This is a genomic window from Streptomyces sp. GbtcB7 (assembly GCF_019091445.1).
GTDB classification, from domain to species: domain Bacteria; phylum Actinomycetota; class Actinomycetes; order Streptomycetales; family Streptomycetaceae; genus Streptomyces; species Streptomyces mirabilis.
Genome location: NZ_JAGXJM010000839.1, coordinates 1 through 203 on the forward strand (window position 1 = coordinate 1; position 203 = coordinate 203).

The window sequence follows — 203 nt, forward strand, 5'->3', positions numbered from 1 at the left end:
CCGAGTGGGGCGGCCTGGGCGCGGCGGCGTTCGGCCGTGCCGTCCGCGATGTCACCGGTGTGGCAGACCAGGTCGGCCTGCAGAGTGTTCACCGTCTCGCATACCTGTGCCGACCAGCGGGCGCGGTCGAGGGGACCGTAGTGGGTGTCGGTGATGAGGACGACGCGGATGCCGTCCAACCCGGCACCCAGCCGTGGGAGTTG

Annotated in this window: 1 pseudogene; it reads right to left on the reverse strand. The window is 71.4% G+C overall.

Annotated elements, in window-relative coordinates:
• Positions 1 to 203: pseudogene (locus KVT44_RS61475) on the reverse strand (metallophosphoesterase); the annotation flags it as partial.